The following is a 22,976-nucleotide window of genomic DNA, read 5'->3' on the forward strand; positions in this document are numbered from 1 at the left end:
CGAAAGCCGCCTAGCCAGCAGGGGTATTGCCGAAGCGCGCGGTAACCTTGGCATCGATCCCCGCGGCCTTGAGCGGCATCGCGAAACTCTGCTCGACCGCGGCCCGCGCCGCGCCCTGTGCCAGGCGCATCGGAGTCGTCCCCTTCGCCTGCTTGATCAGCTCGGCCTGCGCTGCCTTGCGGTTCGCGGCGTCGAGCGAGGCTTCGGCGTCGGTCAGCGTCAGCAAGATCGCACCGTCGCGAAACTCGCTGATCGCATCGAGATCGATTTCGGGTCCGGCAAGCCGCAGCGGCGGCAGGGTGACGGTCAGCGCATTGGTCGCCGCGTCCCAGTCGAGATCCGACTGCTTGAGCTTGCCCAGGTCGACCTCGTAGCGCACGGTGCCCGGCATGATCAGCGTCTTCTTCGCACTCAGCCCCATCCGGCTCTGCGTCGAGGTGACGACCGCGACATAGCGTGCAGTGAACGGCACCAGCACATTCTGTTCCTGCAAGCCCTGCAAGCTCGCCGCGACAACCGTCTCTGGGTCATAGCCCTTTTGCCAGTCACGCCATGCCGACACCGCCCACCAGACGGCAAGTAGCAGCATCGCAGCGGCAGCGAGCAGGATCAGACGCGCGGCAAGGCTCGCGGCGGGCGAGGAAGGATTCGTGGTCATGGGGTTGTATAGACCGAACAATCGGGTGCCGGGCGATCCATTTCATAGCGCCCTGTCGCTCCATTGTATCGCAGCACGCGTTCGTAGCTGCAGTCGGTATCTTGCCAATGGGCCAGGTCGGCGATTTTGAGTTTCTGCCCGCTATTGTCTTCGCTCCGCCGCGATGTCTGCGGATAGGCGGTGGCAAAGCTGCGATAGGTCAGCGTCGGCAATTCGCCGCCATCGTCCGGACCGGGGTTGAGCACCGCCTTGAAATCATATTCGTCGTGGCAGGCGTCGAGCCTGTCCTTGGCATCCTGCTCCGAAAAACAGGCGCGGATCATCAGCGAGCTGTCCCAGACGACATCGAGCACTTCGCCGCCGAGCCCAATCGCATGCGGCGCCATGCCGAAGCGCAGCAGGTGGAGCCGACTGCCCAATCCTCCGCCGCCCGAATACATCGAACGCTGTTCGCCGATCACCCCGACCAGCATCTCCAATCCTGCTCCTCCATCGGCTTTATCGACGCCATGCACCGAAACGACATGCGGCCACAGCCGCAGGCCCTGCGGCTCGTCCGCAAAGTCGGGGAGCGGCAGCGCGGCTTTTTCGGTATCGCCTGACCCCGGAAACGAGAGGAGCAGATGGGCCGGCCGCTCGCCTGCATCGACATCGCCCGACAGTTCAAAGCATATCTGACCATCGGGCAGGCAATACTGGCCGTCTTCGCGGGCGGTCAGGTCCAGAATGCGCGAGTGGGCGGCGAAGGGTGCGGTGTCGGCGGCTGGCTGCGCTCCGGCGAGCAGCATCGTCAAAAGCATGTCAGGCAAGTTCCCATTCGTCATCGCGTTCACGCACCACGCCGCGCGTGCGCAGGTCAAACAGATGCGCGAGCACCGAGCGGCCGGCGGCGCCGGTCAGTCGCGGGTCCAACCCTTTGTACATATGCTCGACCATCACCGGGATGACCCGGGTTCCTTTTTCCAGCTCGCGAAGAATCTGCCGCTCGCGCTGTTTGCGATGCCCCAGCATGCCGCGGACGAGCTGCCGCGGCTTGGTCACCGCGGGCCCGTGTGCGGGATAATAGACGCGGTCTTCGCGCTGATAGAGTTTCGACAGGCTCGCCATATAGGCGGCCATGTCGCCATCGGGCGGGCTGACGACGCTGGTTGACCAAGCCATCACATGGTCGCCGGTGAACAGCGCGCCGCTTTCGATCAGGCCGTAACACAGATGGTTCGACGTGTGCCCGGGGGTCGCAACCGTTTCGATCGTCCACCCGTCGCCCGAAATTTGCTCGCCATCGCTCAGCACCCGGTCGGGGGCATAGTCGGGATCGAACGCCGAATCGGCGCGCGGGCCGTCGTCGCGCAGCGCGAGCGGCGCACAGCCGATGATCGGAGCGCCGGTTGCGGCTTTCAGCGGCGCCGCAGCCGGGCTGTGATCGCGGTGGGTGTGGGTACACAGGATCGCGGCAACCCGCTGCCCTTCCACCGCGCGCAGGATGGCGTCGACATGCCCCTGCCCATTGGCATCGGGCGGATCGCCGATGCTCATGCCCGATCCGGTCGGACCGGGGTCGATCACCGCAACATCGCTGCCCGCGCCGACGATCCACGTCTGCGTGCCTGTGAACGTGTAGGGCGAAGGATTCGGCGCCAGCACGCGGCGAACCAACGGCTCATGCTGCTCGCAATCGCCGGCGCGGATGCTGTCGGGCCAGGGTTTTTCTTCGCTCATGGGCTTTATGTGGCAGTGCAGGGCGCCGAGCGAAAGGGGTGGCGGCGATCATTTGGCAACAAGGACCCGCGTGAACCGATGCCGCCCGTTGATCCTCCCTGTCGCGCAGCGATGGGGAGGTGGCAGCGCGAAGCGCTGACGGAGGGGCCATGACGCCGCGTCGCCGCCCCTTTCACACCGCCTGCGGCGGCGGTCCCCCTCGCCATGGCTTCGCCGCAGGGCGCCATGGCCAAGTCCGTTCATCGCCCCGCAACAGCCGTCACGTCGACCCCCCAAACGAAAAAGGGAGCGGTCGCCCACTCCCTTTCCCCGCCCCTGCCGCCAGCCCCACCGGGGAGCAAAGGCTGACGCCAAAGCTGCGCGGGCTCAGTTGCCCGATTTCTCGATGTCGGCGATCGCCTTTTCCAGATCGGCGGCGACTTTGGCGCGCATGTCGTCGGACAGGCCGCGCGCGCGTTCGCCCTCGGCAAAGGCCTCGCGTGCCTTTTTCAGCGCCGACAGCCGCGCCGCCTTACCTTCGGCGCTGTCATTGCACGCGAACATATGAACGCGGGTGCGCTTGTTGCCATCGGCTTCGTCACGGTTGACGATCGGCGCGGCCTTCGTGCCGTCTCCGCACTTACCCATGATCATCGTCTGTCCGTGAGTGCTCCAGGTGCCGTGCATGGGAGGCAGCGGAGGCATCGGCGGCATCGGGGCCAGCACGGTGCGCATGCGTTCCTTGCGTTTCGCTTCCAGCTTGTCGGCAATCGCGTCGGCCTGCTTGCCGGTGATGCCCTGTTCCTTCAGCGTCGCGAGCACATCGTCGCGCGACAGGCTGCCCGGCATGCGGACGTCGATACGGCGCATCTTGTCCTTGCCGCCGGCGGGGGCGACCATCACCGTCGAGGCATTACCCTCGCCGTCGCCGTCGCGGCGGATGACAATGCGATGCACTTCGCGTTTCTTGCCATCCTTGTCAGTCGTGACGTCCTCGCTGTGATCGGTGAAGACCATGACGCCGGGGGCTTCGGGTGCGACCGGCGCTTCGGGGGGCAGCGGGGCTTCGGGCGGCGCCGGCGGTTCGGCGATATCGACCGTCTGCGCGGTGGCCATGACGACCCCCGCCGGCACCAAGGTTGCCGTCGCCCCCAACACCGCCAGCGTCGTGCCGCCGATCAGCAACCGGCCCGCCCGTCCGCGCTGTTTCGAAATGTCCCTCCGCATCAACATCGTCAGCCTCTCCTGCAAATTGTCGTGAACTGCCATCGGCGCCGCCAGCGATAGCCGCGATCCGACCGCAGCCTTGGCGATCGCGGTCGCATAACGCGCGGTGCGCTCGCCGCGCATGTCCGCGTCGGCCATCGTCAGCACGCGCGCATCGCACGCCGCCTCCTGATCGAAGCGAAAGGCGCGGATCGCGCGCCAGGCAAATGGGTTGAACCATTGCGACGCCAGCAGCACGAGCGCGGCGGCATTCGCCCACAGATCGCCGTGGCGATGGTGCGCCAATTCGTGATCGACCGCGAGGGCACGCTCGTCGGCGGCATAGCGGGCAAAGAAATCCTGCGGCACGGCAACGATGCGGCGCCACAGACCGAAAGCAACGGGGCCATCGACCGCGTCGGTCATCACCAGCCGGATCGTTCCGATCGGTTCGAGCTCGACCGCTTCGGCCAGCACCGAAGCGCGAAAGCGGCGATGCGACAACAACGCCATCGCCAGCACTGCCGCCATGCCCATCGCCCACAGCACAAAAGCATAGGGCATGGCATCGGCGATTGACCAGGCGGGTGTCGCCGGCACCATCACTGGCGCATCGACCGCGATCATCATAACCTCGCTGGCGCCCGACACGGTCACGGGGTCGGCAAAGGGCAGCGGCGGCAAGACCAGCCGCAGCGCCGGGATCAGCCACAGGCTGTAAGCCAGCCGCGGCCCGAAATGGCGCGCAAAAGGTTTGCGGACCAGCAGCACCGCCAGCACCAGCAGCGCGGTGGTGAGCATCGTGTCGCCCCACACCTGCATCCATGTCGCGGCGCTCATGACTTGAGCTTCCGCAGCAACGCTTCAATCTCGGCGATGTCGGTGTCGGTCAGCGCCTCGCGATCGGCAAGATGCGCGATCAGCGGGCTGACGCGGCCGCCAAACAGGCGGTCGACGAAGCGCTGCGATTCCTCGCCGACGGCGTCGGCGCGTTCGATAGCCGGGCTATACAGGTAACGGCGGCCATCGGCGGCGGCGGTCACCGCACCTTTCTGGACCAGCCGCGCCAGCAACGTCTTGACCGTCGCCTGCGTCCAGCCATTGGCCTTGCCGATCCGGGTGGTGAGATGGGCCGCGGTCTGCGGGGAGTCGTCCCACAGGGCCGACAGCACCTGCATTTCCGACTCGCTTGCTCTTTCTGCCATCAGAACCCCTCCTATTGGCACCGCTCATCTGCGATGCGACTACAAATGTAGTCAACGGGCTGAATGGTCGATGAACGAAACTGAACGGCCCAGCATCCCTCATCCCGGTGAATGCCGGAATCGCGACGATGCGTTCGGCGCGAGGTTGAGATCCCGGCTTTCGGCGAGCTGACGAAACAGGGAGATCGCCAATGTGTCGGGATTTTTGACAAGCTCGGATGCTGGTAAGGAATCGCTAACCACCGTCTCGCGCGCATATCCGTCGCCGCGCCAGATTGGCACGGCAATTGAATGGTATCAGATGTTCCCGAGTGTTCCGCTCAATTGGAGCGGTGGGGGGCATCGGTCTGGTCCCTGATGCCCCCTGCCCCCACCGGGAAATCTCCACTTGCCCCCGATGCAGACGGGGGGCGGAGCGGCCGAAAGGCCCCGCCCCCCGGACGCGCTGCCTTGCAGGATTCTCGAATACGGCCGACGGTTGGCAACAACGAAGGTCGGTCACCCACAACCTCGTCATCCCGGCGAAAAGGGAAAGTCCGCTCGCAACCCCAATCAGCCAAACAAAAGCCCGCCGGAACGCATGCTCCGACGGGCCTGTCGTCGTTGGGCGCGGCTTACTCCGCCCGTGCCGGGATCCCCGTCATCAGCGTGTGCAGCTCGCCGGCTTCCCACATTTCCATCATAATGTCGCTGCCGCCGACGAACTCGCCCTTCACATAGAGCTGGGGGATCGTCGGCCAGTCGGAAAATTCCTTGATGCCCTGCCGGACTTCCATGTCCTGCAGCACGTCGACGGTCTCATATTCGACGCCCAGGCGGTCGAGCATCGCAATCGCGCGCGAGGAAAAGCCGCACTGCGGAAACAGCGGCGTGCCCTTCATGAACAACAGGACGGAATTGTCGGCGACCAGCTTGGCGATGCGGTCATGCGTGGGTTCGGTCATAATCGTCTCCGTTGGCGCGTTGCGCCAGAAATTTGATGCTGGCCCCTATGAAGGGACGGCCGTGGTCAATTGCAAGGCATGAAGTTCGCCGCCCATGCGTCCGCCGAGCGCCGCATAGACCGCCTTGTGCTGCGCCACCCGCGTCATGCCGCGAAAGGATTCACTGATCACATGCGCCGCATAATGGTCGTTGTCGCCCGCCAGATCGGTGATCGCGACCTCGGCATCGGGAAACGCCGCAGCGATCATCGCCCGCAGATCATCGGCGCGCATGCCCATCGGATCAGCCCTGCTTGTCCATGAACTGACGCCGGGCTTCGACGGCCTTGTCGTTCAGCGCGGCGCGGATTTCAGCGTCGCTGATTTCGACCTGCGCTGCGGTTAAATCGCCCGCAAGCTTGCGGATTACGTCTTCGTCGCCCGCTTCCTCGAAATCGGCCTGTACGACCGCCTTGGCATAAGCGTCGGTTTCCTCAGGCGTCAGCCCCATGCGCTCGGCCGCCCACTCGCCGACCAGCCGGTTGCGCCGCGCGGTAATACGGAACTGCACGTCCTGATCACGGGCGAATTGGGCCTCGAAGGCGCGTTCACGATCGTCGAATCCGCTCATAATGTCCTCATGGGTTTGAAACTGTCGCCTTGCAGATAGGTTGCGCGCCCCAAGGGCGCAAGCGACCTGTGCCGCTGATCACTTCCCTTTTACGGACGGAGGGGTTAGGGTCCGATCAGGGAATGGGTCGTACCGCAGCAATGAAGACTGCGCCTTGCCGCATATGCATCGGCAGGGCGCCTCTAGCCTTGTGTTTGGGGGATAGGTGATGACCGCTCGACGTCCGTTTTGCCTGCCGATTCTGGCAGCGCTCGCCTTGGCGGCGCCCGGAGCCGCGCAGGCGCAGGGCACCGACCCCACGCTCCGCGACAGTTTTTCAATCGGCGATCAGGGCGGTTCGCTCTGCGCGGTGCAGGCGACGGTGCGCGACAGCGTGATCGATGGCATGTTCGACCGCGCTTGGGTGATCCTTTGCCGCGACGCCAGTCAGCCGGTCGGCACTGTCCGTATGCTCCGCGCCGGATCCGACCAAGCCCGCACGCGGATCGAACGCGGCCGCGCCGCCACCGTCACCTGCGCCGCCGACGGCACTTGCACGGTCAAGGACAGCAGCGTTGTATGGCAAACGCGGATCGAGACTGAGGGCAACACCGCTTACACGGTCGAAGGTTTTGCCGCCTACGGTGACGCGCTGAACCTCGCGCTCGAATCGATCCGGCAGCGGAAGGTCGTCCCCGGCGTCATCAAGGTCGCGACGACATCGGTCGGCGCCAACGACGGCTTCGCCCGCACGCTGGCGGGCGCGATCGATGTCGATAAGGCATTGGCCGAGGGATACCGGCGCAACCACAGCGGCGACTATGCCGAAGCCGCCGAATTTTTCGAAACATTGTCGCGCCGCACGCAGGGCGACCAGGACGCCGCCGACATCGACCCCACCGAGTTCACGCTGAATCGCGCGCTGCAACGCTCGAACCTCGGCGAGTTCGGCGAAGCCGAGCGGCTGTTCGCCGAGTCCGAGGCGGCCCCGACCAGCGACCCCGTCCAGCTGCGCCTGCGCCGCAACTTCCGCGCCATCCATGCGCTGAACCAGCGCGATTATGACGGCGCGGCCGACCTGCTGCAGCGGCCGATCCCGCCGCTGACCAGCGCGGTCACCGTCGATGGCGCCAGCGTCACGTTGACGCCGACGATTGTCGCCGGGGTCAACAGCGGCAGCAATGCCCGCGCCGTCCAGCAAGGTTCCGACCGCGAACGACTGACCCCGCTCGAACGCGCCCAGATCATCGACGCGCAGGCGGTCCACCTGCTCGGCATCGTCGAACGGCTGCGCGGCAATGGCGCAGCGGCCAAGGCGGCGCAGCTCAAAGGCCTTTCCGATGCGCTCGCGGTGCGCGAAGGCCGCGTCACCTCGATCGTGCGCCTCCGTTCGCAGATGCTCGGCGAACTCGCGCTCGCCGAAGAGGCGCTGGGCGACACCGCCGCCGCCGATGCGCGCTTCCTTGAGTCGGTAAACGCTCTGGCCGTCGAATATCCCGAAACCAACGCGCTCGCCTCGGCGCGCGCGCGCTATGCAGCGTTCCTCACCCGCCATGGTCAGGACGACAAAGCGCTCACCATCTATCGCGAAGTCGTCACCGCGCTGGCGCAGTCACAGCGCTCGACCACCGGCATGGCGAACATGATGGCGCCCTATTACCGGCTGCTCGCCAGCCGCGCAGCGAGTGATCCGGCCGCCGTCGGCGATTTTTTCGTCGCCAGCCAGTTGCAGGTTCGCCCCGGCGTCGCCGACACGCAAGCGGTGCTGGCGCGCGAATTGTCGAGCGGAAGCGACGACGGCGCGCGGCTGTTCCGGCAGGCGACGACGCTGAACCGCGATATCGAACGCGCCCGGATTGAGGATGCGCGGCTCGGGCAATTGCCGGTTTCGCCTGAAATCAATGCGCTGCGCGCCGATCTGAAGACCCAGATCGACAATCTGTCGTTCCAGCAGGCCGAAACGATCATCGCCCTTGCCGCCTTCCCGCAATATCGCGTCGTCGCCCCCGGCAAGCTCGACCTGCCCGAATTGCAGCAGGTGCTGCGTCCTGACGAAGCCTATCTGAAAATGCTCGTCGTCAGCGATGCGGTTTATGCGATGCTGATCGAGCCCGGCAGTGCGCAGCTGTGGAAATCGGACATCAGCGCGGCGGCGCTCGACACCGCGGTTGATACAATCCGATCGACCATCTCGATCGTCGAAAACGGCCGCCGCGTCACCTATCCGTTCGACGCCGCAACCGCCTACAAACTCTATGGCCAGCTGTTCGGTCCGGTCGCGGCCAGGCTGCCAACGGTCGCGCATCTGATTTTCGAACCCGACGGCGCCATGCTGCGACTGCCGATCAATCTGCTTGTCACCGCCGATACGGGCCTAGCCGCCTATGAGCAGCGACTGCTCGATCCCAACGCCGATCCGTTCGACATGCGCCAGGTCGCATGGCTCGGGCGCACGACGCGGCCGAGCACCGCGGTTTCCACGCTCGCCTTTCGCAATGCGCGGCAGGCGGCACCGTCGAAAGCGACAAACCAATATTTCGGGCTGGGGCAGAATCTGCCGGTGAACGGCACGTCGCTGCCGTCGCTCGGCACCCGCGGCGCAGCAGCCAGCAGCATCGACGGCGACTGCCAATGGGACGTGTCCCAATGGGCACGGCCGATTTCCGCTGATGAGCTCGTTACCGCGCGCAACGCAATGGGCCGCGACGCTGCGACGCTGCTGACCGGCGGCGCCTTCACCGACAGCGCGGTCAAGAACCGCACCGACCTCAATGACTATCGCATCATCCATTTTGCCACCCACGGGCTCGTGACCGCGCCGCGCCCTGCCTGCCCCGCGCGTCCGGCGCTGGTTACCTCGTTCGGCGACGGCGATTCGGACGGGCTGCTGACCTTCCAGGAGATCTTCGATCTCAAGATCAACGCCGACCTTGTCATCCTGTCGGCGTGCGACACCGCGGGCGCCGCATCGATCGCAGCGACGCGCGAAGCTGGACTGTCTGGCGGCGGCAATGCGCTCGACGGACTGGTACGCAGCTTTATCGGTGCCGGCGGCCGTTCAGTGATCGCAAGCCACTGGCCCGCTCCCGATGATTTTGATGCAACCAAGCGGCTGATCGGCGGGCTGTTCGCCGTCGGTCAAGGCACCAGCGTCGCCGACGCGATGTGGGGAACGCAGAAGACGCTGATGGACGACAAGCAAACGTCGCATCCCTATTATTGGGCGGGGTTTGCAATCATCGGTGACGGCGGTCAGGCGCTGCTGCACGGCAACACCGCCGCCGCTGCCGCGCCAATCGGGGAGGTGGCTGGCCGCGCCGCCCGCTAGACCGATGGACCTATCCGACACCATGCCACCCGCGGCTGATCCGGCCGCGCCCGACGGTCAGCGGCCCGCGGTTCCGCTGGGCAAGCGCGTGCGCCGACTGATCATGCAGCTTGGCCCGTCGCGCATGGCGGCGACGATCCTGTTTCTCATCGTCGCAATATTGATCGCGCGCTTTAGCTGGCAAATGCCGTTGGTTGATGCCGCCGAACGGGCGCTGTACGACGCGCGGGTGACGCTGATGGCGCCGCATGTCGATCAGGACAAACGTATCGTCCTGATCACTTATAATGACGAAACTCTGTTCAACACCGGCATCCGCTCGCCGCTAGATCGCACCCTGCTTGCCAATGCGCTTGGCAATATCGACCAGATGGGCGCCAAGGCGATCGGCATTGATATCGCGTTCGATTCGCCGCGCCCGGACGACGAGGTGCTGAAGACTCAGCTGCGCGCGATGACGACGCCGACCTGGCTCGCCTATGCCGAGCAAGCGAGCAATCCGAACACCATCTTTTACGAACAACAGAAATTTCTCGAAGCCTTCATCGCCGCGGTCACGACCGACAAGACCAAGCCAACAAGCGTGCTGTTCCGCACCGATGACGACAGCGTGATCCGCAACTGGCCCGACCGGCCCAGGAATCTGCCGCCACTGATGTCGAACGCCATGGCGCCGGTCGATCCGGCGCACACGAATTTTCAGGGGAATATCCGCTTCCTTGCCCCCGCGCGCGCCGCAAAAGGTCAGGAGGAACCCGTCTTTGCCAATATTCCGATCGATACCTTCGCCATGCCGATGGACGCCGACATGCGTGCGGGCTTCTCGGAGCTGGTCAAGGGTCGCTACGTTCTGATCGGCGGCGACATCATCGACAACGACCAGTTCAATACGCCGCTCAGCCGCTTTACCGATCCGATTACCGGCCAGCATGAAACGATGATCGGGCTGGAGGTCCACGCCCATATGCTGGCACAGCAGCTCGACAACGCCTGGTCGCGCCCGCTCGCTGGGCCGGTGCTGTGGATTCTCGCTGTGCTGATCGTGCTGGCGGGCGGCTTGACCAGCCTGATCGATCTGCGCGCGCGCTGGGTCGCGCTTGTATTTCTGGGGCAGCTGGCCTTTTTCATCGCCTTTCCCTTCTGGTTGCAGGGCCGCGGCGTCGATACAACGACGCTGCCGACCTTTGGCTGGGCGATTGGCTGGCTGTTCGGCTATGCCGCAGTGGGCACCGCGGCGCGCACCATTGGGTCGCGCCAGCGTGCCTTTGCCCAGTCAGCGCTCGGCAAATATCTGCCCGCCGACGTTGCGGCGCAGATCATGCGCGATCCCGACCAGCTGTCGCTGCACGGCGAACGCCGCAACATCTTCTGCGTTTTCACCGACCTGGAAGGCTTTACCAAGCTCAGCCACGCGGTGACGCCGGAAACCGTCGCGCGGCTGCTTAACGCCTATCTCGATCGCTTGTCCGACATCGTGCTCGACCATGGCGGTACGATCGACAAGTTCGTCGGCGACGCCATCGTGGCCTTTTGGGGCGCGCCGCTCAGCCGCCCCGACGATGGTCCGCGCGCCGCCGCCGCGGCACTGGCGATGTATCAGGCTGGCGAGAAATTCCGCGTCGACCTGGCCGAGGGCGTGCCGCCGCTCGGCATGACGCGCGTCGGCTTGCACGTCGGCGACGCGATCGTCGGCAATTTCGGCGGCGAGGGGCGTATCCAATATACCGCGCTCGGTGACAGCATGAACACCGCTTCGCGCCTCGAAGCGGCGAACAAGGGCTTGAAAACGGGCGTCCTGATCTCGGCCGAGGCGGCGGCGCGATCGGGCCGCGACGACCTGATACAAATGGGGCGGGTGACGCTGCGCGGTCGCGCCCAGCCGGTCGATGTGCTCACCCCACGCGCCGACATCGCCCCCGAACAACGCGCCCGGATCGCGGCGATGGTCGCAGCGCACACGGCAGGCGATAAGAATGCCTATGTGACCTGTGCCACAGCAATACAGGCGGAATTCGGTCAGGATCCAGCCATCATGTTTCTGATAGAACGCCTGAACAATACCGAAAAAGGAGAAAGCTATGTCCTTTCCTGACCTGCCCATGCGCCGCCTGAGCCTCACCGCCGCCGCCATTATGGCGATGACCGTCGTCGGCACTGCTGCCGCACAATCGATGGTTGTGCGCTCGACCGGGCCGTCGGCGAGCAAATATCCGACCGGCGCCAAGTTGAAGTCGGCCGACAAGCTGACGCTGGTTTCGGGCGACAAGGTCGTGTTGATGCAGGCCGGCAAGACGCGCACCCTGTCCGGCCCCGGCACCTTTGGCGCCAGCGGCACGATCCAGGCCAGCCAGTCGATGAGCGGCACCGTGACGCGCATGCTCGCCAAGGGGCCGACGTTGCGCTCACGCGGCGGATTTTCGCGCGGCCCGGGCGATGCTGCACCGGTCGAATCGCGCGCGCCGAACCTGTGGCTGCTCGACTATCGCGAAGGCGGCACCTTTTGCGTTGCCGATCCCGCCACGTTGATGCTGTGGCGTCCGAACATGGAAGGTGACACAGCGCTGGAAATCGAAAGCGCAGGCAAGAAGACAACAGTGGCCATCGTCGATGGGGCCAACTTCCGCAAATGGCCGACCGACACCCTGCCGGTGCAATATGGCATCGATTACCGCCTGTCGGGCGGCGGCCTGTCCGCGCCGGTCAAGGTACGCTTCACCCCGCTGGAAAATGCCCCCGACACGATCGAAGGATCGGTGGATATGCTAATGGCAAAGGGCTGTGCACCGCAGCTCAACCGCCTCGTCGATGCAATGTCGGAAGCTGAAGCAGGATAAGGTTAACCAAAATGCAGAAATATTGAACGTGCTGATACCATCTGATAACAATAAGAAGAAAACCTATCGATTTATCGGTGGAAACTTTCCTTGGGTCGAAAAATTCGCGCTGCCACTGTTCGGCAGAGCCTGAAGAATTTCCGGACCGCGATTTCGCGGCTGCGTTCGTACACAAGGGGTGATGATGTTCACGGGGGCTCAGGGGATATTTGAGGGGGTTCGAGAGCAACGGGCCACCCTTCGCAACAGACTTTGCGGTTCGGCGGCGCTGATCGCCGCCGCCACATTGCCGAGCGCGGCGCTGGCGCAGGCCACCCCGCAGATTCCGACCCGCGAGGAAATCCAGCAACCGACGCTCCCCCCACCAGCTCCCCCCACCGAACAGGTGGTGACTGCCGACGACGGCATCGAGCGCGCGCCCTGTCCGCTGGCCAATCCCGAATTCGCCAACGTCCGCATCACGCTGCGCGGGGTCGAATTTTCGAGCGTCGAGGGCATTGATAACGCGATGCTGGCACCCAGCTGGTCCGACCGGGTCGGTCAGGATCTGCCGATTTCGGTCGTCTGCGACATTCGCGATCGCGCGGCGACGATGCTGCGCGCGCAAGGCTATCTGGCGGCGGTTCGCGTGCCGCCGCAAACGATCGACGACGGGGTCGTGCGGCTCGACATTCTCGCGGCGCGGATGTCGCGGATCGAAGTGCGCGGCGACGCCGGCGCCAACGAACCGCTGCTGCAACGCTATCTCTCGCGCCTCGACGACCAGCCGGTGTTCAACATTATCGATGCCGAACGCTATCTGCTCCTCGCGCGCGATATTCCGGGGATGGATGCGCGGCTGACGCTGCGCCCCGGCAGCGCGCCGGGCGAGGTGGTCGGCGAAGTCACGGTGGCGCGCACCCCGATCCTCGTCGACTTCAACGTCCAGAATTTCGGCTCGCGCGACGTCGGACGCTGGGGCGGCGTGGCGCGCGTCCGCTTTGCCGGATTGACCGGCATGGGCGACCTTACCACCGCCAGCTTCTATTCGACCCCCGATTTCGACGAACAGCAAGTTGTCCAGTTGGCGCACGAGTTCCGCGTCGGCGGCGAAGGGCTGCGCTTGGGTGCCAGCTACACCTACGCGTGGACGCGTCCCGACATTGCCGCCTTCCCGATCAAATCGAAAACGCAGATCGCCAGCCTGTTCGCCTCCTATCCGGTGACACTGACGCAAGCGCGGCGCCTGACGATCGGGGGCGGTCTCGACCTGATCGATCAGGACATCGGCCTTGGCGGCGTACCGATCAACCGTGACCGGCTGCGCGTGTTCAATCTGCGCGCCGATGCCAGCTGGATCGATACGGGATCGGTCGCCGGCCGTGACGGGTTCAGCCCCAGCGAACCGCGCTGGGCGCTATCGACCGCGCTCGAAGCGCGGCAGGGGGTCAATTTCCTCGGCGCCAGCGACAATTGCGGTCCGGGCGGCGCCACCTGTTTCCTGCCCGGCGCGGTGCCGCTGACCCGCGTCGAGGGCAAGCCCGACGCGTTCCTGCTGCGCGCCAACGCGCTCGCCGAATGGCGGCCGCATAAATTGTTCACCCTGTCCGCTGCGCCGCGCGCCCAATGGGCGAGCGACCCGCTGCTTGCCTATGAAGAATTTTCCGGCGGCAATTTCACCGTTGGGCGCGGCTTCGACCCCGGCACGATCATCGGCGACAGCGGCGTCGGGGTCGCGCTTGAGGCGCGCTACGGCTCTTTCGTTCCCGCCAATACCAAGGCGTTTGCGATCCAGCCCTTCGCCTTTTTCGACGCTGCGTGGGTGTGGAACAAGGACACCGCCTTTAACGGCATCAATCCGCAGAAACTCTATTCGGCAGGCGGCGGGGTCCGCGTTGCCTATGGGGATGTCGCGCGGCTCGACGTGACGGCGGCGGTGCCGCTCAACCGCGGTGGTTTCCTGGCGCAAAAGCCTGATCCGCGCTTGCTGGTGTCGCTGACGACTCAATTTGGTGTGAAGGCGCGCTGACCCATGACGATGACCTCGAGGACCACAGACATGCGTGCCACGGCCAATTTCGCACCGACCCGCAACGGCAGGCGCCACCTCCTCGAAAGTTGCGCCATCATGGCGGGGCTTGCCGCGCTCGCCCATGGCGGCCCCGCCCTCGCGCAAGTCGCGGGTGCCGGACAGGGCGTCACCGGTCCCGGGCTCAGCACCCCGACCATCTCGCCGCCGGGACCGGGACCAACCACCGTCACCACGACAGGCGATCAGACGATCATCAACTGGACGCCGTCGAACGCGCCGGTCGGCGGCGTGATCGATTTTCTGCCGACCGGCAATGCGCTGAACTTTACGGGCACCGGGCAATATATCGTGCTCAACCGCTTCGTATCGGGCGCGGGCCTGCCGATCGCCGATCAGATCGCGATCAACGGCACCGTCAACAGCATCGACTTCGCCACTTCGGGCGGACGCGGCGGCAATATCTGGTTCTACAATGCCGGCGGGATCCTGATCGGCGCGACCGGGGTCCTCAACGTCGGCAGCCTGGTGCTGACAGCAAACGACGTCCTCACCGCTGGCGGCCTGCTTGGCCCGTCGGGCGAAATCCGCTTCCGTGGCGCGTCAGGCAGTACGTCGGCGATCACCGTCAACGGTGCGATCAACGCCAATAATGCGTTGAGTCCCGGGAGCAGCTATGTCGCACTGGTCGCCCCGCGCGTGGTTCAGGCGGGCGCGGTTCGCGTCGACGGATCGGTCGGCTATGTCGCCGCCGAACAGGCCGACATCCGCATCAACGGCGGTCTCTTCGACATCAATGTGCTGGTCGGCGCCGAGGGCGGCAACGTCATCACCCACACCGGCACCACCGGCGGCCCCGGACATGTGGACAGCAACCCGAACGACAGCCGCGTCTATATGGTCGCGATCCCCAAGAATCTGGCGGTCACGATGCTGGTGTCGGGGCAGATCGGCTATGACGCCGTATCGGCGCAGGTCGATCCCAACGGCGCGGTGCGCCTGTCGGCCGGGTACAACATCACCAATGGCGAGCTCAACGATACACCGGTGAACGCGACCGCCGCAAACATCACCGTCGGCGATACGTTGTTCAGCAGCAGCGTGGTGGCGCACGCCAGCGGCACCTTTGCCGGTCGGCCCGACAATATGATCCCGCCCAGCGCGCCTCTGACCCCGCAAACCGGCAAGATCATCGTCCTTGGCGACGCCGATTTCGGCGGCGACACCGGCGCGACGCTGACCGCCGGGGCCGATCAAGCGATCGAAGTCGACGGCACCTTGTCGCTCCAGTCGCTGGGACAGCTTCAGGCCGACGGGTCACGGCAGGGCGGCAACGCGACCTTGTCGGCCCTCGGCGGCTCGGTCACGGCCGGCTTCATCACCGTCGCATCGATCGGCGCGGGAGGCATCGGAACCGGCGGCGACGGCGGCGACGGGGCGGGAGGCGACGCGGCCGTCCTGATCTCGGGTACCGGCAGCACGCTCACTGCCAACGGCCTGAATATTCAATCGACGGGCATCGGCGGCGGCGTCACCTTCGACTCAAGTGGCGTGGGGACTGCGGTCGACAACAGCGGCAATGGCACCGGCGGCAATGCGACGCTGACCGTCGAAAACGGCGGCGCGCTTTCGATCAACGGCCAGCTCAGCGTCGCCGCGGCCGGGATCGGCCAGACGGGCAATATCCAGTCGGGCAGCGGAACGGGCGGGACCACGCGGATTAACGTAACGGGCGACGGAACATCGTTCAATACGCTGGGAACCAGCGTCAGCGCCGATGGCGTAGGCGGCACCGGCATTTCGCAATCGCTGGCCGCAATACCGACCGAAAATGGCGGCGCAGGAACCGGCGGCAGCGCCGCGATCGAGATCAACGCACCCGCCACGACAATCGTCAATATGGGCGCAGTCGCCATGTCCGCCAACGGGATCGGCGGTGACAGCAGCGGGATCGAAGGCGCGACCGGCGCCGATGGCACCGGGGGCACGGTCAGCCTGTCGGTCGATGGCGGCATTGCGGTCGATATGACCGATCTGGCGCTCAGCGCGGTCGCCGGCAGCGGCGGCGCACTGTCGCCCAGCAACCTGACCGCCGCGTCGGGCGACGCGGTCGGCGGCACCGTCATGCTCGCCGTCGCGAACGGCAGCAGCATCATCAACGACGGCAACACGTCGATCAACGTCAGCGGCCTTACCAGCGTCAGCGAAAGCATCGGAAACGGTACGGGCGGCGATGTCGTAATCAGTGCGACAACCGGCGGCCTGTTTTCCACCGATGGCAATACGAACATCAATGCGGCAGGCGGCAATTTCGTGTCGTCGGGAGCGCTGGCCGCGGGCACCGCGCTGGGCGGCAATATCGACCTGACCGCCGATAGCGGCACGATCACCACGGGATCCTTTTTTGTCGATGCCGGCGCCCAGCGCCCCAATGCCGACACCAGCGGCGGGGCGGTCACCGGCGGCACCATCGACCTGACCGCAATCAACAACGGCACGATCAGCGCAACCAATTCCGGCGGCTTCAACGAATTTTTGGCGACGGCGTCCAGCGGCGCCGCCGCCAATGACGTCCTTGCCCGCGGCGGCACAATCCAGATGATTGCCGACGGCGGCACAATTTCGATGGCCAATTTCGCCAGCTTCTCGGCCAGCGGCGTATCAGGCGGCAACTTGACCGAAGCGGCGTCGCCGCTTGAATCCGGCGTCGGCGGGACGGTGCTGATCCGGGTGCGCAACAGCGCCACCGGCACCGGCAGCATGACGTTCGATGATATCTTTTTTAATGCGAATGGCGCCACCCAGAGCTTTTCTGAGGGCATCAACGCCGGCAATGGTGCCGCTGGCGCCGTCGGCGGCACCGCGACCTTTGACATGCAGAGCGGCACCTTTACCGCCACCCTGCTCGACATCAGCGCAAATGGTATTGGCGGCATCGTCGCCGGAACGGGGCGCGGCGGCACCGCGACATTTACCCAAACCGGCGGCACCGTCACGGTCGGCACGCTGTCGGTTTCGGCATCGGGTCGCGGCGGTTTCGATACCGCCGTTTCCGGCCTCGGGATCGGCGGCACCGCGACGATCAACCTGTTCGGCGGCGCCCTGACCGGCGGCAATGTTTCGGCTTCCGCCGACGGCACTGGGGGCAACGGCGCGAACGGCGACGACGATGATCCGGCACTGCCGACGCCGACCGGGAGGGGCGGCAACGGCCAGGGCGGTACCGCAACGATCAACATTGACGGCACCGCGGTGGTGCAAACCGCGACGCTTGCCGCCTATGCCGGTGGCGAGGGCGGCGAAGGCGGCGCCTTTTTTGTCTTTAACGGCGTGGCCGGCGATGGCGGTGATGGCGGCGATGGGCTGGGTGGGTCTGCGACAATCAACATCCTATCGGGTACGCTGACGACGAACGACCTGATTGTCGATGCCGGCAGCATCGGGGGTGACGGCGGCAATGTGCTGGCGTCGAGCAGTTCGGGATCGGTGACCGGAATCGGCGTCGGCGGGACTGGCGGACGCGGTCAGGGCGGCATCGCAACAATCGATTTCGCGACGGGATTCACCGCCACCGGGACGGTCAACAGCGCTTCAACCGGCTCAGGCGGGGCGGGCGGGTTTGGAACCGTGGGCGGCGGCGGCGGCGGCGGCATCGGCGGGCTAGCGCAAGTCATCGTAACCGATTTCGATGCGGGCGCACTGGCGTTGACCGTGAATGCGTCGGCCGATGGCGGTAACGGCGGCTTTGGCGATGACGGTGCAGGCGGCAACGGCGGCACCGCGAGCGGCGGCACCGGGCGGATCGAGGCGGACGGTGCCAACGCGAACATCAGCGTCACTCAAGCCAATTTCGTCACCGCGGCCACTGGCGGCAACGGTGGCAGCGCGAACAGCAACTTCTTTTCGGATAACATCGTTGGCGGCGCTGGCGGCAACGGCGGCGATGCGACCGGCGGCACCCTCGAAATCGCAGCGAGCAACGGCGCGACGGTCGCGATGACACCCGAAACCAGCGGCATCGTGTCGCTCAGTAGCGCGGCGACCGGCGGCAACGGCGGCAACGGCGCTTTCAACGGCTTCGGCGGCATGCGCGTTGGCGGCGATGGCGGCATCGGCGGCGGCGGTGCGGGCGGCACGGTGCGCCTGTCGGCCAATGGCGGCACGATCACCTCGAATGGCAGTGCCGTCGACATCACGGTCAGCGGCGCGTCGGGCGCGGAGGGCAGCGGCGGCACCGGAACGGCGGGCAATGGCGCCGCCGGCGGGGTGTTCGGCACAACCGGCGGGCGGGCTGTCATCGACACCTCCGTCACGTCGGCGGGGATGGGAGCGATCGCGCTTGGCACGACCACGATCGCGGCGAACGGCGACTCCGCAGGCCGGATCGAAATCCGCAACACGGGCAATATCAGCTTCGCCAGCCTGACGGCCGAAGCATTGGGGTCCGCACCGCCGACGAACAACGACACCGACGAAGCGCCCGCGGGAATCTTTCTCGCTGCAACGGGCGGCACGATTTCGACCAGCGGCGATATGACGCTGACCACCGACAGTTCGCTGGGTACCTATGCCCAATCGAACGGCACCGTTGCCGTCGGCGGCGACCTCAGCATCACCGCCGCCGATCAGATCGACATCCGGCACGATTTGCGCGTAGGAACCGCGCCGACAATCACCGCGAGCGGCAATCTCACCGCAACCGCGGGCAGCATCAGCAGTGCGCCGGGCAGCTTGCTGGACGCAGGCGGCACGCTGTCGCTCACCTCGACGCTCGGCGGCATCGGGATCGACCGGCTCGACGGCAACAATATCGTCATCGCGGCCGCGGGAGCCGCGTCGGTCGAACATGCCGAAGCGACCAACGATTTCACCGCCAGCGGCGCCAGCTTCCGGACCGGGCTCAACTCGATCATCACCGGCGGGGACATCCTCATTACATCGCCCGGCGCAGTCGATCTGGGCAATTCGACCGCGGGCGGCTTTGTGCAGGTCGATGGCCAGTCGATCGTTTTTAACAACATCGACGCCGGGTTCTCGGTATTCCTGAACGCCACCGGCAACACGCTTGGGGCCCAAGGAATCACCGGCGGGTCGATCGCCGCGGGCGGCAACATCAACCTCAACGCCAGCGTGATTGCGATCGGCGGCACGCTCGCGGCGGGCGGCTCGCTGTTCGCCAGCGGCAGCGCCGGTCCGGTGGCCATCGCCCTCGCCAATGTCGTCGACGATATTACGATCGTCGCGACCGGCGATATTACTGGTGCCTATAACGCTGAAGGCGATATTCGCCTCACCTCCGGCGCCAATATCGGCGCCTCGGCGAATGCGACCGGATTTGAAAGCTCGAGCAGCGGCACGCCTATCGCCGCCAGCGTCTTTGTCGACGCCGACGGCGATGTCGCCATGACCGACAGCAGCGCCGCCGGGATGTTCGGGGTGCGCGCGGGCGGGTCGGCCTCGATGAACGGGGCCAACATCGGTGAAGATCTGCTCGTGCTCGCCGGAACGACGGCAACGCTGACCGACATCACCGCGGGCGACGATCTGACGGTGACCGCACCGGGCGGAATTATCGCCAACGGCATCGCAACCACCGGTACCGGCCCCGACGACGGCACGCTGACCTATGGACCGTTCAGCCCACCCGGCCCCAGCTTCTTCCAGATCAACTTCTCGCCCCCCAACGACTCGAACATCGTGCTCACCGCATCGGCGGGCGGCATCGGCGGCGGCAACATGGCGGCGTTCGACAATCTGGCGCTGACGGCGGCGGGCGCAGTGACCACCACCGGCACACTGGCATCGGGTCTTGCGACCAGCATCGACGGCGACAGTATCGGCTTTGCGGCGATCGATGCCGGCAGCACGGTCGATCTTTCGGCCGTGAACGCGATCTCAGGCGCCGACATTGCGGCGGGCAGCGACATCAACCTGACCGGCGACAGCATCGCGCTCACCGGCGCCGTGACGGGCGGCGCCTCGCTCTTCGCGTTGGGATTGGGCGGCGCAGTGGCTGTCAATCAGGCCGATGTCGCCGGAACGATTTCGATCTTTGCCGACGGGAATTTGACCGGAACCTATATCGCAGGTGGCGACATCCGTCTGAATTCCAACGCGAATGTCAATGCTTCGGCAACCGCAAATGGTGGCTTCGCGGATCCCAGCGGAATTGCGACCCAGGGCAATCTGTTCGTCGAGGCCGCGGGAGATGTCGTGCTGGCGAACAGCGCCGCGGCCCGCATGTTCGGTGTCAGCGCCGGTGGGTCGGCAACCATCACGGGCGGCAATGCGGGTGAAGACATGCTGGTCATCGCAGGCACGACGGCATCGCTCAATGGCATTACGGCGGGCGACGATGTCGATGTACGCGCGGGCGGCGATCTGACCGCAACCGGCGTCAACTCGACGGGCGCCGGCGCCGACACAGCCATTCTGGGGTTTGTCGCGGGCAACGGCTTTACGATCAGTTCGGGCGAAGGGGTCTCGGCGACCGACGGGTCCGATGTCCGCCTTTCGGCGGGAGGGTCGATCGGCGCATCGGCGCTGTCGGCAGGCGACGATATTTTCGCCTTCACGCCCGGCACGATCGCGATCAGTGGCGCCGCCACGCAAGGTCTTGGTGTCATCGGCAGCAGCAGCGATATTCAGACGCAGGGCGGCGACACGACGCTGGCGGGGCTGGACGCATTCACCGACGTCCTTGTCGCTTCGACAGGTGCGATCAACATCACCGGACCCGTCGAAGCCGGGCGCAACGTCACGATGACCGCGTTGGCCGCCGATCTCCAGGCACTGGCCACCCCCGGCGGCACGTTCATCGACACGGTGCGCGCCGGAAACAACCTGACGATCACGACATCGGGCGACATTACCGGCGGACGCGTCAGCGCAGGAGGCGATCTGCTGCTCACCGGCGACAGCATCGCCATCGTCCGCGCCCAGACCACCGGCACCGGCCAGTTGACGCTGACCGGACCGAACGGGGTCAACGCAGACAGCATCCAGGCCGGCGGCGCGACGTTGCTCGATGCGAGCAATGGCGCGGTGACCTCCAACGGGCTGGCTTCCGGGGGTCCGGTGACTGCGACGGGCAACAGCATCGACCTGCGCACCAACGGCAACATTGTCTTTGCGGTGCTCGACGCCGATGTCGGCGACGCAGCGGTGACCAGCACCTCGGGCTCGCTGACGATTACGTCGAGCGTCGTGGCCGGACGGGCGGCACTCAGTTCGCTGAGCAGCGGCGATATCGTCATCGATCAACTCGCGGCCAACGTCGCCAACGCGACGACGCAAGGTGACATCATCATCAACAACGTGTTGACCGCGCGCAATATCGCGCTGCAATCGAACGACATCACCATCGCCAGCGGCGCGCGCGTCGGCACCGCGGGCAGCACCGAAGCGCTGTCGATCGAGAACAACGACGTCTTCCGCCAGACCTTCGTCGGTGGCACCGGAACACGCAGCGGCTTCCACCTTGACGCCGCCGAACTGACGCGGCTGTTCGGCACGAATATCGAGGTCTTTGCGCCGAACGTCGAAGCGGCGAACAATACATCGGTTGGCAGCAGCGCTCCGCCCGATGTCATCATCGACAGCTTCACGGTCGCCGGGGGGGCTGCCGGGTCGAACCTTGGCGCCAATGGTGCGCTGACCATCCGCACCCCGGGCAAGATGCGCGTCATCGGCAATGTCCGGCTGACTGGACTGTCTGATACCAACGCGCTGAACCTGTTCGCCGACGATGCACTCGAAGTCATTCTGGGCCAGGGCACGGTGCGGCTGGTCAACGGCAGCGCCGCCGCCGGACAGCTCAACATGGTGTCCGACGACATCATCGTCGCAACCACTGCCGCGATAAACGATGTCGGCGCGGCAACGACGACCGACGCGATCGAAGCCCGCCTTGCGCAGAACGACGGCGTGGTGCTCGACGAAGGCTCGCTGTTCGCGCGCGGCATCCGCGCCGAAATCATCGGCGGCTTCTATGTCCAGAACAGCGGCAGCGGCACCGATTTCGCCAGCCGCCGCGGATTGACCTTTGGCGCTGGTGGGCTCGACGTCCTGACTGAAGGAAGCGGCTCGCGGATCGTCGTCAATGGCGTTCAAATCGGGCCGAATGGTCAGGTCACAGGGCTCGACACCGTGCCGTTGCTGACCATCGGCGGATCGGCGCCGTCGGCGGGGAGCTTCGACCCGCGCTCGACCTTCAACGGGTGCTTCATCGCCAACCCTGCCGCCTGCGGCGTGCTGCCGCCCCCGGAACCCGAGTTTGAATCGAGCTTCCCGGTCCAGGATGTGATCGAGGAAGAGGCCGATGCCGAGGATGAGGACGGCAACGGCCAGAGCCTGCCAGTGCCGCTGATCACGATGCGCGACCTCGATCCGCTGAGCGGCGAGCCGCTGCTCGACGATCCGGTTACGGGCGCGGGCAACGACGATCTGTGGACGCCGACCGAGCAGCCGTAAGGCTTTCGGTTGACGCAGCCGCGTGGGGCGGGGC

13 protein-coding genes are annotated in these 22,976 nt (G+C 65.7%); 5 read left to right on the plus strand and 8 right to left on the minus strand.

The features are described 5' to 3' along the window. Window positions 1-10: 10 nt before the first annotated feature. The 8 genes from IPF76_RS09895 to IPF76_RS09930 all read right to left on the minus strand — a co-directional run bounded on the left by IPF76_RS09895 (window position 11) and on the right by IPF76_RS09930 (window position 6,321). Window positions 11-658: a DUF4230 domain-containing protein gene (locus IPF76_RS09895; protein ID WP_293843039.1), complete on the minus strand. Its 648-nt coding sequence runs from the start codon at window positions 656-658 to the stop codon at window positions 11-13. Further along, window positions 655-1,467: a hypothetical protein gene (locus tag IPF76_RS09900; protein ID WP_293843041.1), complete on the minus strand. Its 813-nt coding sequence runs from the start codon at window positions 1,465-1,467 to the stop codon at window positions 655-657. Before IPF76_RS09900 ends, IPF76_RS09895 begins: the two co-directional genes overlap by 4 nt. Next, window positions 1,460-2,377, minus strand: a complete 918-nt coding sequence (locus tag IPF76_RS09905; protein WP_293843043.1) for an MBL fold metallo-hydrolase — start codon at window positions 2,375-2,377, stop codon at window positions 1,460-1,462. Before IPF76_RS09905 ends, IPF76_RS09900 begins: the two co-directional genes overlap by 8 nt. A gap of 366 nt (window positions 2,378-2,743) precedes the next feature. Next, window positions 2,744-4,402 carry a M56 family metallopeptidase gene (locus IPF76_RS09910; RefSeq protein WP_293843045.1) on the minus strand — a complete coding sequence of 553 codons (1,659 nt, stop codon included), beginning with the start codon at window positions 4,400-4,402 and terminating at the stop codon, window positions 2,744-2,746. Continuing rightward, entirely contained in the window at window positions 4,399-4,767 is a 369-nt protein-coding gene (locus IPF76_RS09915) for a BlaI/MecI/CopY family transcriptional regulator (RefSeq protein WP_293843047.1), read from the minus strand. The genes IPF76_RS09910 and IPF76_RS09915 overlap by 4 nt, the downstream gene beginning before the upstream one ends. A 614-nt stretch (window positions 4,768-5,381) precedes the next feature. Beyond that, window positions 5,382-5,711 (minus strand): Grx4 family monothiol glutaredoxin, encoded by a 330-nt coding sequence (gene grxD / locus IPF76_RS09920; RefSeq protein WP_293843049.1) that lies wholly within the window; start codon window positions 5,709-5,711, stop codon window positions 5,382-5,384. 45 nt (window positions 5,712-5,756) lie between these two features. Continuing rightward, window positions 5,757-5,990, minus strand: coding sequence for a BolA family protein (locus IPF76_RS09925; RefSeq protein WP_293703916.1), 234 nt, complete (start codon window positions 5,988-5,990; stop codon window positions 5,757-5,759). 4 nt (window positions 5,991-5,994) lie between these two features. Further along, the gene (locus IPF76_RS09930) at window positions 5,995-6,321 is read right to left on the minus strand and encodes a DUF1476 domain-containing protein (RefSeq protein ID WP_293843051.1); all 327 of its coding nucleotides are present in this window, start codon (window positions 6,319-6,321) and stop codon (window positions 5,995-5,997) included. A gap of 208 nt (window positions 6,322-6,529) precedes the next feature. Here IPF76_RS09930 and IPF76_RS09935 point away from each other — a divergent pair, with 208 nt between their 5' ends. The 5 genes from IPF76_RS09935 to IPF76_RS09955 all read left to right on the plus strand — a co-directional run bounded on the left by IPF76_RS09935 (window position 6,530) and on the right by IPF76_RS09955 (window position 22,942). After that, complete coding sequence (locus IPF76_RS09935) at window positions 6,530-9,628, plus strand: CHAT domain-containing protein (protein ID WP_293843053.1); 3,099 nt, start codon at window positions 6,530-6,532, stop codon at window positions 9,626-9,628. A gap of 22 nt (window positions 9,629-9,650) precedes the next feature. After that, the gene (locus IPF76_RS09940; protein ID WP_293843055.1) at window positions 9,651-11,720 is read left to right on the plus strand and encodes an adenylate/guanylate cyclase domain-containing protein; all 2,070 of its coding nucleotides are present in this window, start codon (window positions 9,651-9,653) and stop codon (window positions 11,718-11,720) included. Continuing rightward, on the plus strand, window positions 11,707-12,462 hold the full coding sequence (locus IPF76_RS09945; protein ID WP_293843057.1) for a hypothetical protein: 756 nt from the start codon (window positions 11,707-11,709) through the stop codon (window positions 12,460-12,462). Before IPF76_RS09940 ends, IPF76_RS09945 begins: the two co-directional genes overlap by 14 nt. A 181-nt stretch (window positions 12,463-12,643) precedes the next feature. Next, window positions 12,644-14,470, plus strand: a complete 1,827-nt coding sequence (locus IPF76_RS09950) for a ShlB/FhaC/HecB family hemolysin secretion/activation protein (RefSeq protein WP_293843059.1) — start codon at window positions 12,644-12,646, stop codon at window positions 14,468-14,470. A gap of 30 nt (window positions 14,471-14,500) precedes the next feature. Next, a complete protein-coding gene (locus IPF76_RS09955; RefSeq protein ID WP_293843061.1) occupies window positions 14,501-22,942 on the plus strand; it encodes a hypothetical protein in 8,442 nt (2,813 codons plus the stop codon). Window positions 22,943-22,976: the final 34 nt, after the last annotated feature.

Origin of the sequence: Sphingopyxis sp., from assembly GCF_016704835.1 — a bacterium.
GTDB lineage: Bacteria > Pseudomonadota > Alphaproteobacteria > Sphingomonadales > Sphingomonadaceae > Sphingopyxis.

Bases quoted from the DNA above. Each gene is read 5' to 3' on its own strand.
- IPF76_RS09895 (WP_293843039.1), bottom strand. From the start codon at position 658: ATGACCACGAATCCTTCCTCGCCCGCCGCGAGCCTTGCCGCGCGTCTG.
- IPF76_RS09905 (WP_293843043.1), bottom strand. From the start codon at position 2,377: ATGAGCGAAGAAAAACCCTGGCCCGACAGCATCCGCGCCGGCGATTGC.
- IPF76_RS09910 (WP_293843045.1), bottom strand. From the start codon at position 4,402: ATGAGCGCCGCGACATGGATGCAGGTGTGGGGCGACACGATGCTCACC.
- IPF76_RS09915 (WP_293843047.1), bottom strand. From the start codon at position 4,767: ATGGCAGAAAGAGCAAGCGAGTCGGAAATGCAGGTGCTGTCGGCCCTG.
- grxD (WP_293843049.1), bottom strand. From the start codon at position 5,711: ATGACCGAACCCACGCATGACCGCATCGCCAAGCTGGTCGCCGACAAT.
- IPF76_RS09925 (WP_293703916.1), bottom strand. From the start codon at position 5,990: ATGGGCATGCGCGCCGATGATCTGCGGGCGATGATCGCTGCGGCGTTT.
- IPF76_RS09930 (WP_293843051.1), bottom strand. From the start codon at position 6,321: ATGAGCGGATTCGACGATCGTGAACGCGCCTTCGAGGCCCAATTCGCC.
- IPF76_RS09935 (WP_293843053.1), top strand. From the start codon at position 6,530: ATGACCGCTCGACGTCCGTTTTGCCTGCCGATTCTGGCAGCGCTCGCC.
- IPF76_RS09940 (WP_293843055.1), top strand. From the start codon at position 9,651: ATGCCACCCGCGGCTGATCCGGCCGCGCCCGACGGTCAGCGGCCCGCG.
- IPF76_RS09945 (WP_293843057.1), top strand. From the start codon at position 11,707: ATGTCCTTTCCTGACCTGCCCATGCGCCGCCTGAGCCTCACCGCCGCC.
- IPF76_RS09950 (WP_293843059.1), top strand. From the start codon at position 12,644: ATGATGTTCACGGGGGCTCAGGGGATATTTGAGGGGGTTCGAGAGCAA.
- IPF76_RS09955 (WP_293843061.1), top strand. From the start codon at position 14,501: ATGCGTGCCACGGCCAATTTCGCACCGACCCGCAACGGCAGGCGCCAC.